At 73.1% G+C, this 11,176-nt stretch carries 3 protein-coding genes and 5 pseudogenes; 3 read left to right on the top strand and 5 right to left on the bottom strand.

All coding sequences use genetic code 11. The features are described from left to right. Positions 1-264 (bottom strand): annotated as a pseudogene (locus JNW87_RS26875) (HD domain-containing protein); the annotation flags it as partial. Between the two features lie 8 nt (positions 265-272). On the opposite strand from JNW87_RS26875, the pseudogene JNW87_RS26870 reads away from it, so the two are divergent. Both JNW87_RS26870 and JNW87_RS26865 read left to right on the top strand, forming a co-directional pair. Next, positions 273-1,201: pseudogene (locus JNW87_RS26870) on the top strand (tetratricopeptide repeat protein). A gap of 66 nt (positions 1,202-1,267) precedes the next feature. Next, positions 1,268-2,212, top strand: a pseudogene (locus JNW87_RS26865) (arginase family protein); the annotation flags it as partial. Between the two features lie 506 nt (positions 2,213-2,718). Here JNW87_RS26865 and JNW87_RS26860 read toward each other — a convergent pair. Both JNW87_RS26860 and JNW87_RS40860 read right to left on the bottom strand, forming a co-directional pair. Continuing rightward, positions 2,719-4,143 (bottom strand): penicillin-binding transpeptidase domain-containing protein, encoded by a 1,425-nt coding sequence (locus tag JNW87_RS26860; RefSeq protein WP_309234057.1) that lies wholly within the window; start codon positions 4,141-4,143, stop codon positions 2,719-2,721. A gap of 140 nt (positions 4,144-4,283) precedes the next feature. Further along, a pseudogene (locus JNW87_RS40860) lies at positions 4,284-4,685 on the bottom strand (penicillin-binding protein); the annotation flags it as partial. 286 nt (positions 4,686-4,971) lie between these two features. Here JNW87_RS40860 and JNW87_RS26855 point away from each other — a divergent pair. Continuing rightward, a complete protein-coding gene (locus JNW87_RS26855) occupies positions 4,972-10,029 on the top strand; it encodes an NAD-glutamate dehydrogenase (RefSeq protein ID WP_109805800.1) in 5,058 nt (1,685 codons plus the stop codon). Positions 10,030-10,097: 68 nt separating this feature from the next. Here JNW87_RS26855 and JNW87_RS26850 read toward each other — a convergent pair whose 3' ends face one another. Together JNW87_RS26850 and JNW87_RS26845 are read right to left on the bottom strand one after the other, a co-directional pair. Further along, positions 10,098-10,784 carry a class F sortase gene (locus JNW87_RS26850; protein WP_375373545.1) on the bottom strand — a complete coding sequence of 229 codons (687 nt, stop codon included), beginning with the start codon at positions 10,782-10,784 and terminating at the stop codon, positions 10,098-10,100. A 78-nt stretch (positions 10,785-10,862) separates the two neighbouring features. Beyond that, a pseudogene (locus tag JNW87_RS26845) lies at positions 10,863-11,176 on the bottom strand (hypothetical protein); the annotation flags it as partial.

Below are 11,176 nucleotides of genomic sequence, written 5' to 3'. Positions count from 1 at the left end.
CACCGGCGTCCGCGACGTACCGGCGCACCGCCGAGTCGGTCCACTCGCCCCGGCCGTACCCGTAGAAACGCAGGTGCAGGGCGACCAGGGCGACCACCTCGCGAGGTGACGTCCTTCGGGTACCGCATGGCCTTCATCCGGGCCTTCGTCAGCCGGGCGCCGACCACCTCGTGGTGGTGGAAGCTGACGCCCGTCCGGGCCGACCGCCTTGGTGGCCGGCTTGCCGACGTCGTGCATCAGCGCGGCCATCCGCAGCACGAAGTTAGACAACCATGAGCGACCCACGGATCACCTCGTCGATCTTCACCCGCGGCGCGGTCGACCTCAGCGCGCTGCGCGGCACACCGAGCACCCCTGCCCCCGCCCGTCCCACCGCCCCGGCCCAGTCCGGGCCGCCTGCCGGCCTTCCCGGCGCTCCCGCCGCCGGCGGCGGAGCCGCCGTGATCGACGTGACCGAGGAGACCTTCCAGACGGAGGTGCTGGAGCGTTCGCTCAGCACTCCTGTGGTGGTGGACTTCTGGGCCGAGTGGTGCGAGCCGTGCAAGCAGCTCTCCCCGGTGCTGGAGCGGCTGGCCGCCGAGGGCGCCGGCGCGTGGGTGCTGGCCAAGGTGGACGTGGACGCCAACCCCCGGATCGCCCAGATGTTCCGGGTGCAGGGCATCCCGATGGTCTACGCGGTGGTCGGCGGGCAGCCGATCGACGCCTTCTCCGGGGTGGTGCCGGAGGCCCAGCTCCGGCAGTGGATCTCCGCCGTGCTCAAGGCCGGTGGCGTCACCGTGGCCGAGCCGGAGGACCCCCGCCTCGACGAGGCCGACGACGCGCTGATGAGCGGCGACCTGGACGCCGCCGAGCGGGCGTACAAGAAGATCCTGGCGGAGTCGCCGGCGGACGCCGCGGCCGAGGCCGGGCTCGCCCAGGTCGGACTGGCCCGCCGGGTCGGCGGCGCCGACCCGCAGGCCGCGCTCACCGCCGCCGAGGGCGCCCCCGACGACGTCGAGGCCCAGCTCCTCGCCGCCGACATCGAGGTGCTCAGCGGCCTGGCCGAGCAGGCCTACAAGCGGCTGGTCGGCCTGGTCCGCCGGACCGCCGGTGACGAGCGGGAGAAGGTACGCCAGCACCTGGTCAGCCTGTTCACCATCGCCGGCCCGGAGGATCCCGCCGTGGCCTCGGCCCGCCGGCCCTGGCCAGCGCCCTGTTCTGAGTTCGTAGCACGCCAGCGCGGGCCGGCGTTCCGGCCGGCCCGCCCGACCACCGAGGACGGGAGCCCATGATGCGCCGGATCGCCGTCCTCGACGCGCCGACCAACCTGGGGTTGCGCCCACCCACCGCCACCTCCGTCCCCGGCTGCGCCAAGGCGCCCGGCGCACTGCGCGACCACGGCCTGCTCGCCCGGCTGCGGGCCCGGGACGCCGGCTGCCTCACCTCGCCCCGGTACGACCCCGGCGACTGGCGCCCCGGCGACGGCGTCTGCCACGCCTCGGAGATCTCCGGGTACTCGGTGGCACTCGCCGACCGGATCGGCGCGATCATCGACCGGGGGGAGTTCCCGCTGGTGCTCGGCGGGGACTGCTCGGTGCTGCTCGGTTCCGCGCTGGCCATGCATCGGCTCGGCGAGGCGGTCGGCGGCCGGATCGGGCTGGTCTTCGTGGACGGCACTCGGACTTCCGGCACCCCGGCAACGCCTCCTACGTGGGGGCCGCGGCGGGGGAGGACCTCGCTCTGGTCACCGGCCGGGGGCAGGCCGACCTGGCCGCCATCGAGGGACGCCGCCCCTACTTCCGGGACATCGACGTGGTGGTCCTCGGCATCCGGGCGCAGGACGAATATCGCCTGGACCTCCAGGCCGCCGGGATCACCACCCGGCCGGTGCCGGCGCTGCGCGCCCAGGGCGCCGCGCGGACCGCGCAGTGGGCACACGAGCAGCTCGCCGACTGCGCCGGCTACTGGGTGCACATCGACGTGGACGTGCTCGACCCGGCGGTGATGCCGGCGGTGGACGCCCCGGACCCGGGCGGCATCGCCTTCGCCGAGCTGGAGATCCTGCTCGCCGGCCTCGTCGACACCCCGCACTGCCTCGGCGTCGAGCTGACCGTCTTCGACCCGGACTACGATCCCGACGGCTCGTACGCGGCGGAGATCGTCAACACCGTGGTGTCCGGGTTGGCGCCGGTCTCCGCGCCGGCCGCGATGCCGCCGCGGCTGCTGCCGGCCACCCCGGCGCCACCGTCCCCGAGGCGGGGCAACGGGCGTCCCCAGCCGAGCCGGCCGGTGGCCCCGGCACCGGTGGTCACGCCGGCTCCCGCGGTGGCGGTCGAGCCGATCGGTCCGGTCGCCGAGGAGGCCACGTCCACGGACGACGCCCCGCCGATCCAGTCGGCCGGTCCGGAGCCGGTGGGGCCGCGGGCCTCGGCGGGCCCGGGCTGCTACGCCGCGTCGCCCCGCCCGAGGAGGAGGTCGTCGCGGGCCGGGAACCGGTGGAACCGCCCGCCTCGGCCGGGCCCGTGCCGGTGCGCCGGACGTCGCCCGAGGCGGAGCCCGCGTCCGAGCCGGGCGACGACGCTTCCCCCGGGCCCAGCGCCGGGATCGCCTGACCCGACCCACGCCGCGCGGAGCCCGGTTACTCGGTCAGCGGTCCCTGCCTGCGTCGGCAGGTTCCGGTGCACGAACCAGTGCCCGCCGGACCTGGTGGCCTCGGCGGGGAACCGAGGCCACCGACGGTCAGCGGGCGGCGATGCCGCGGAGGAAACGCTCGCTGATCGGCACGGCGCTGTCCGTGCTCGACCCGCCCTGCTCGACGAAGACCGCGAACGCGACATCCCCCTGCCAACCGACGAACCAGGCGTGGGTGTGCGCCGGGTTGTTGTCGTACTCGGCGGTGCCGGTCTTGCCGTACACCGGCTCGCCGGGAACGTCGGCGAGGGCCTTGGCCGTCCCGGCGGTGACCACCGCGCGCAGCATCGTCTTCAGCGCCGCCACGGACTCCGCCTTGAGGGCCGGACCCGCCGGGGCGGGCTGCTGCGCCGCCGGGTCCAGCACCAGCTTCGGCTGCTCCCAGTGGCCCCGGGCCACGGCGGCGGTCGCGCCGGCCATCGCGAGCGGGCTGACCACGGTGGTGCCCTGGCCGATCGCCGCGGCGGCCTGCTCCGTGGCGGAGCCGCCGGTGGAGACCTTGCCGGTGAAGACGTCCGCGCCCAGGTCCCACTTCGCCTCCAGGCCGAGGGTACGGCCGGTGGTGGCGAGCCCGTCCGGGCCCAGCTTCGGGGCCAGCGAGGTGAAGGCGGTGTTGCAGGACTTCGCGAAGTCGGTGCTGAACGGCACCGCCCCCAGCTCGAAATTGTCGGAGTTCTTGAACGGGCGGCCGTCCACCACGAACGTCTTCGGGCAGGCGACCGTCGCCTGCGGGGTCACCGCCCCCCGGTCCAGCAGGGCGAGCGCGCTGACCGTCTTGAACGTCGAGCCGGGCGGCACCTGGGCGGTGAAGGCGAGATTCTCCCCGGCCGGACCGGGCCCGTTGGCGGCGGCGAGCACCGCGCCGTCGCTGATCCGGAGCGCCACCAGGGCCGACCGCCGCTTCTCCCCGCGCAGCGCCGCGTCGGCGGCGTTCTGGGTGGCCACGTCCAGGGTGGTCTTCAGCGGCTGGCCGGTCTTCGGCTCGCTGCGGAACACCTCCGGGCCGGTCGTCATCCCCCGCTCCCCGGGCTTGGGCCGCTCGATGACGACGGTGAGCCCCGGAACCCCGCGCAGGCGGTCGTCGTACCGGCCCTGGAGGCCGCCGTGGCCGACCAGGTCGCCGGCGACGTACTTGTCGGGGTGCGCCTTCAGGTCGTCGGCCTGCGCCGCGTCGACCGAGCCGAGCAGCGCGCGGGCGAACTCCCGGGTCGGTGCCAGGTCCAGCGTGTCGGTCGGGAACTTGGTGCCCGGCAGGTCGTAGATCCGCGGCTTGATCTGCCGGTACGCCTCCTCGCGCAGGGTCACCACCTCGACCAGGGCGGTCGGCTCGGCCTCGGCGAGGCGTTTCGGCAGATCGGACAGGTCGACCGGCGGCACCAGCGCGGGCCGGATCGCCTTGAACGCGGCGTCGAGCTGCCGCACCAGCTTCGGCACGTCGGTGACCTCGCCGGGCTGCACGCCGACCCGGACCACCCGCCGGGGCGCCACGATCGGGGCGCCGGCGCCGTCCAGCACCGCGGCCCGGCGCGCGGCGTCCCGGCGCAGGGCCAGCCGTCGCCCTCCTCCAGTTGCTCCTGGACCAGCGTGGGCTCCCAGATCACCTGCCACTGGTCGTCGCCGCCGCGCTTGAGGCGTACCGGCCGGTCGTACGCCCAACGGGTCTGCCCCGGCAGCGTCCAGACGACCTCCACCTGGGCGGTCGCGGTGTCCGCGGTGACCTTGGCGTCGCCCTTGCGCTTCACCGCCGGCGGGGTGTCCACCAGTTCCCCGGAGAGCGCCCGGATCTGCTTGGTCACCTCGGCCGCCGGCACCCGGGCGCCGGTCGCGTCGATGAAGCCGACCGTGTGCAGGTCGCCGGAGCGCCAGCCGGCCAGGAACGCGTCGACGCTGCGCTCCGGGCCGTCCTCGGCCGAGCACCCGGCCAGCGCGCCGGCGGCGAGCACGGCGGCGGTCACCGCCGCGAAGACGGGTCGGAGCTGTGATCGGCGGCGACCAACGGGGTACGACACGAGCATGAAGCTGTCCCTCCGGTACGAAACTGCCCTGCACGCTAGTACGGGCCGCGCTCCGCCACTGCCCCGCCACCGCTCCGACGTGCGGAAAGACGCGCTGTGGCAGTGTGATGAACATCGCGAGCCGGGGTACTCCGCGACCGGCCGACCACGTACCCGCAACGGGTGAAAGGACAGAGTCCCGAACCGGACGTCCGGCCGGTGGTCCGCCGACGAACGGGCAGAGCGGCAGGCCTAGGCTGGGCGGCAGAGTGACCCACAACGCGGTGGGTCGAGGGGAGTGGCACCGATGGACCGGCGTCCGGCGATCAAACCGGGACCCGACCTCCGGCAGGCTGACACCGGCCGGGACGACAGCTTCGATTCGGCGACCGACGGGGATGGTTTCGGCCGTCTCGACACAGGAGTGACCGGAATGACCGGTTCGAGCGTCGACACCCTCTACGACCTGGGCCTGCCGGCGCGGGCGCTGGGCGACGACGTGGAGGACGCCGAGTTCGACGAACCGGTACCGAACGCCGAGCGCCTGGTGGCCCAGGCGGTCGCCCTCGCCGGGGACGACCACGACGCGGCGACGCTGGTCGGCCGGTTCTGGCGGTTCGCGCCGGACGAGGAGCTGATCGGCTTCACTGCCGAGGAGATGCTCGACGCGGCCCGGGCGCACCGGGACCTGGCCCAGCAGCGGGTTCCCGGCGAGTTGAAGCTGCGCATCCACGAGCCGGACGCCGAACAGCACCACACCGTCATCGAGATCGTCACCGACGACATGCCGTTCCTGGTCGACTCGGTGACCGCCCTGCTCAACTCGCACCACCTCGACGTGCACCTGCTGGTCCACCCGCTGGTGGTGGTCCGCCGGGAGCCGCTCGGCCGGTTGACCGAGGTGTCGGCCGACGTCGAGCCGGACGACGCGATCGCCGGCGACCTGGTCGAGAGCTGGATGCGGATCGAGATCGACCCGGTGCGCGACGCGGCCGAGCGGGAGAAGCTCCGCCGGGAGTTGCAGCGGGTGCTCACCGACGTCCGGGAGGCCGTGGAGGACTGGCCCAAGATGCGGCAGCGGGCCCTCGCGCTCGCCGACGAGCTGGCCGCCGCCCGGACCTCCGACAGCCGGCCGCCGGTGCCGGAGAAGGACATCACCGACTCGGTGGAGCTGCTGCGCTGGCTGGCGCACGACCACTTCACCTTCCTCGGGTACCGCGAGTACCGGCTGGTCGACACCGACGGCGGGGAGGGCGGGCAGGCGCTGGAGGCCGTGCTCGGGACCGGGCTGGGCATCCTGCGCTCCGACTCGCCGGAGGCCCGGGCGCTGTCGTCGATGACTCCCGAGGCGCACGAGAAGGTGCTGGAGAAGCGCCTGCTGATCATCACGAAGGCCAACTCGCGGGCCACCGTGCACCGCTCGGCCTACCTGGACTACATCGGCTTCAAGATCTTCAACGACGCCGGCGAGGTGGTCGGGGAGCGGCGCTTCCTGGGTCTCTTCTCCACCGCGGCGTACCGGACCAGCGTCCGCGAGCTGCCGGTGGTCCGCCGCAAGGTCGCCGAGGTGCTCGACCGCTCCGGGCTGAGCCAGCGCAGCCACTCCGGCAAGGACCTGCTGCAGATCCTGGAGACCTACCCGCGCGACGAGCTGTTCCAGATCAAGACCGACGACCTGTACCACGCGGTGATCGGCGTGCTGCGGATGGCCGGCCGCCGGCAGCTGCGGGTCTTCCTGCGCCGGGACGGGTACGGGCGGTTCATCTCCTGCCTGATCTACCTGCCCCGGGACCGGTTCACCACCCAGAACCGGCTCCGCATGCAGGACATCCTGCTGCGCGAGCTGAACGGCGTCGGGGTGGACTACACCACCCGGGTCACCGAGTCGATGCTCGCCCGGGTGCACTTCATCGTCCGGACCGACCCGACCAACCCGCCCGGGGACATCGACGCCGACCTGCTCGCCGAGGAGCTGGCCGACGCGACCCGGCTCTGGGACGACGACTACCGGCTGGTGCTGGAGCGCAAGCTCGGCGACGAGCAGGCCAAGCACCTGTTCAGCCGGTACGCCGACGCGTTCCCGGAGGGCTACAAGGACGGGCACACGCCGTACGAGGCGATGAAGGACCTGGCCAAGCTCGAGCTGCTGGAGGAGCCCGGCCAGCTCGAGATGCACCTGTTCCGCAAGCAGCTCGCGCCGCGGCCGGGGCGGCCGGGCGGGGACGTCGACGAGACGATGGACGTCCGGTTCAAGGTCTACCGGTACGGCGAGCCGATGATGCTCTCCGCCGTGCTGCCGGTGCTGCACTCGCTCGGCGTCCGGGTGGTCGACGAGCACCCGTACGAGGTGGACCGGATCGACGGTCGGGTCTTCCTCTACGACTTCGGGCTCCGCCTGCCCGAGGCGCACCAGGAGCTGGCCGAGGTCCGCCCGCACGTGGAGAACGCCTTCGCGGCCGCCTGGCGGGGCGAGGCCGAGGTGGACGGCTTCAACGAGCTGGTGCTCCGCGCCGGGCTCACCTGGCGGCAGGTGGTGGTGCTGCGGGCGTACGCGAAGTACCTGCGCCAGGCCGGCACCGTCTTCTCCCAGGAGTACATGGAGCAGACCTTCATCGCGTACCCGCGGATCACCGAGCTGCTGGTGGAGCTCTTCGAGGCCCGGTTCGCCCCGGGCGCGACCACCCTGGACGAGCGGCGGCAGCGCGGCGACGAGCTGGTCACCGCGATCGGCGCGGCGCTGGACGACGTGGCCAGCCTGGACCAGGATCGCATCCTGCGGTCGTACCTGACGCTGATTCAGGCGACCCTGCGGACCAGCTTCTACCAGAAGCCGGCCGGCGGGCGGCCCAAGTCGTACGTGGCGTTCAAGCTGGACCCGCAGGCCATACCGGACCTGCCGGCGCCGCGGCCGAAGTTCGAGATCTTCGTCTACTCGCCGCGCTTCGAGGGCGTGCACCTGCGGTTCGGGCCGGTGGCCCGGGGCGGGCTGCGCTGGTCGGACCGGCGGGAGGACTTCCGCACCGAGGTGCTGGGTCTGGTCAAGGCGCAGATGGTGAAGAACACCGTGATCGTGCCGGTGGGCGCCAAGGGCGGCTTCGTGCTGAAGCAGAAGCCGGGCGACCGGGACGAGGCGGTGGTCTGCTACAAGGAGTTCGTCGGCGCGATGCTGGACGTCACCGACAACATCGTCGGCGGCGAGATCGTCCCGCCCGACGACGTGGTCCGGCACGACGCGGACGACCCGTACCTGGTGGTGGCGGCCGACAAGGGCACGGCGACCTTCTCCGACATCGCCAACGAGATCTCCACCGCGCACAACTTCTGGTTGGGCGACGCGTTCGCCTCCGGCGGCTCCGCCGGGTACGACCACAAGAAGATGGGCATCACCGCCCGGGGCGCGTGGGAGTCGGTGAAGCGGCACTTCCGCGAGCTGGGCCACGACACCCAGACCGAGGACTTCACCGTGGTCGGCGTCGGCGACATGTCCGGCGACGTGTTCGGCAACGGGATGCTGCTGTCGGAGCACATCCGGCTGGTGGCCGCCTTCGACCACCGGCACATCTTCCTCGACCCGGATCCCAACGCCGCCACCTCGTACGCCGAGCGGAAGCGGCTGTTCGACCTGCCCCGTTCGTCCTGGGAGGACTACAACCCGGAGCTGATCTCGGCCGGCGGCGGCGTCTACTCGCGGACCGCCAAGTCGATCCCGGTCAGCCCGCAGGTGCGCGCGGTGCTCGGCCTCGACGACGACGTCAACCAACTGTCGCCGCAGGAGCTGATGCGCGCCATCCTCACCGCGCCGGTCGACCTGTTCTGGAACGGCGGCATCGGCACCTACGTGAAGGCGTCCAGCCAGACCAACACCGAGGTGGGCGACAAGTCCAACGACGCGATCCGGGTGGACGGCAAGAGCCTGCGCTGCCGGGTGGTCGGTGAGGGCGGCAACCTGGGCTTCACCCAGCACGGCCGGATCGAGTACGCGCAGAACGGCGGCCGGATCTACACCGACTTCATCGACAACGCGGCCGGGGTGGACACCTCGGACCACGAGGTGAACATCAAGATCCTGCTCAACACGGCGGTCGCCGACGGCGAGCTGACCATGGAGGCGCGGGACGGGCTGCTGGCCGAGATGACCGACGAGGTCGCCGAGCTGGTGCTGCGGGACAACTACGACCAGGCCCGGGCGATCAACAACGCCCAGGCGCAGGCCGCCTCGCTGCTCCCGGTGCACCGGCGGATGCTCAACGAGCTGGAGCGGTCCGGCCAGCTCGACCGCGCGCTGGAGGCGCTCCCGCCGGACGAGGAACTGGCCGTCCGGACCGAGGACGGCTTGACCGCGCCGGAGTTCGCGGTGCTGCTGGCGTACGTCAAGATCGTGCTGGAACGCGAGATTGTGGCCGACGGGCTGGCCGACGAGGAGTGGACGACCGATGTCCTGGTCAACTACTTCCCGACCCCGTTGCGCGAGCGGTTCGCCGACCGGATGGGCCGGCACCGGCTGCGCCGGGACATCGTCACCACCGTGCTGGTCAACGAGGCGATCAACCGGGGCGGCATCTCGTTCGTCTTCCGGGTGGTCGAGGAGACGGCCGCCTCGGCGGCGGACGTGCTCCGGGCGTACGTGGTGGTGCGCGAGGTGTTCGGCCTGGGTGCGCTCTGGGACGCGGTGGAGGCCCTGGACAACAAGGTCTCGCCCGAGCTGCAGACCAGCGTCTACCTGGACACCCGGCGGCTGCTCGACCGGGCGGTGCGCTGGCTGGTCAGCAACCGGCGCTCGCCCATCGACGTGCCGGGGGAGATCGACCGGCTGCGGGACGGGGTCGCCCGGCTGCTGCCCGGCCTGGAGAACCTCTTCTACGGCAGCGAGCGCGAGGCCATCGCGGCGCACATGGACTCGCTGACCTCGCGGGGGCTGCCCCGCGAGCTGGCGGAGCAGGCGACCCGGCTGATGTACAGCTTCGGCCTGCTCGACGTCGTGGAGACCGCCCGGTCCGCCGGCCGGGACGTGGGCGAGGTGGCCTCGGTCTACTTCGTCCTCTCCGACCGGTTCCGGGTGGACGCCCTGCTGTCGAAGATCTCGCTACTGCCGCGGGAGGACCGCTGGCAGACGCTGGCCCGGATGGCGCTGCGCTACGACCTGTACGCCGCGCTGGCCGCGCTCACCGCGGAGGTCCTCGGATCCACCCCGGACACCCTCCCGCCACAGGAGCGGGTGCAGGAGTGGGAGCAGGCGAACGCCACCTCGATCCACCGGGCGCACCGGGCGATGGGGGAGTTCGACGAGTCCCGGGCCGACCTGTCCGCCCTGTCGGTGCTGCTGCGGCAGATCCGTACTCTGGTGCGGACCTCGGCCGCCGCCTGACCCGGACATGCCCCGCGCGGTCCGGTCGGTCGGTCACCCGACCACCGGGCCGCGCCGGGGCGTCCGCGTCACTGCGTCATGGTGGCGAGGACGATGATGTTGTTCAGGTAGCTGCCGGCGCTCTGGTCGAACACCCCGCCGCAGGTCACCACCCGCAGGCTCGGCTTGTCGCTGGGGCCGTAGACCAGCTCCGTGGGGAACGCCGTCTTCGGGTAGGACTTCACCTCGTCGACGGCGAAGGTGACGCTCCGGCCGTCCTCCCGGGCGACCGTGATGGTGTCCCCCCGCTGGAGCGCGCCGAGGTTGAAGAAGACGGCCGGCCCGAGCTTGGCCGAGTCGACGTGGCCGACGATCACCGCGTTGCCGACCTCACCGGGGCTGGCGCCAGGGGAGTACCAGCCGGCCAGCTGGGCCTGGTCGAGCGGGGGTACCTGGACCGTGCCGTCGGGGTTGGTGCCGAGCGACATGATCTTGGCGTCCACCCCGATCCGCGGGATCGAGATGGTCGTCGGGTTCGACCGGTCCAGGCCGACGGGGGCGAGGTCCGGGTTCGGCGCGTCCGTCGCCTCCTCGGCGGCGGACGCCTGGTCGGCGGACTGGGTCCCGTCGACGGCGGCGGGGGCGCTGGTGGTCGGATCGCCCGGCCCGGCCTGGGCGGCGGTCGGGTCGCCGGGACCGGCCTGGGCCAGCGGCTGGGGCGGGCGGGGCGGCGGCACGGTCCGCACGGACGCCCCGATCAGGCCGGCGCCCACCATGGCGAGGAGGACGACGACGGCCGCGCCGCGGCGCGCCACGGTCTCCCGTGACGGCCGCCGGCCGGTGTCGCCGTCGTGTCAGCCGAGGTCATTGGCCCGACGCCGACGCAGCAGGACCATGCCACCCAGGGCGGCGGCGCCGATCACGCCCACCCCGCTGGCGGCCATGCCGCGGTCGAGGCTGGTGGTGGTCATGCCACCGTCACCCCCGTCGACGTGGCCACGCGGCATGCAGCCGTCCCGGTCGTCGTGGTCCCGACGGTCCTGGTCCTTGTTGTCCCAGTCCCTGTGGTCGCCGATCACGCCCACCCCGCTGGCGGCCATGCCGCGGTCGAGGCTGGTGGTGGTCATGCCACCGTCACCCCCGTCGACGTGGCCACGCGGCATGCAGC

The sequence above is a fragment of the Micromonospora sp. ATA51 genome (assembly GCF_016802855.1).
GTDB classification, from domain to species: domain Bacteria; phylum Actinomycetota; class Actinomycetes; order Mycobacteriales; family Micromonosporaceae; genus Micromonospora; species Micromonospora sicca.
Note: the sequence above shows the minus strand (reverse complement) of the source record. Positions and strands in the feature narration are given on the sequence as shown.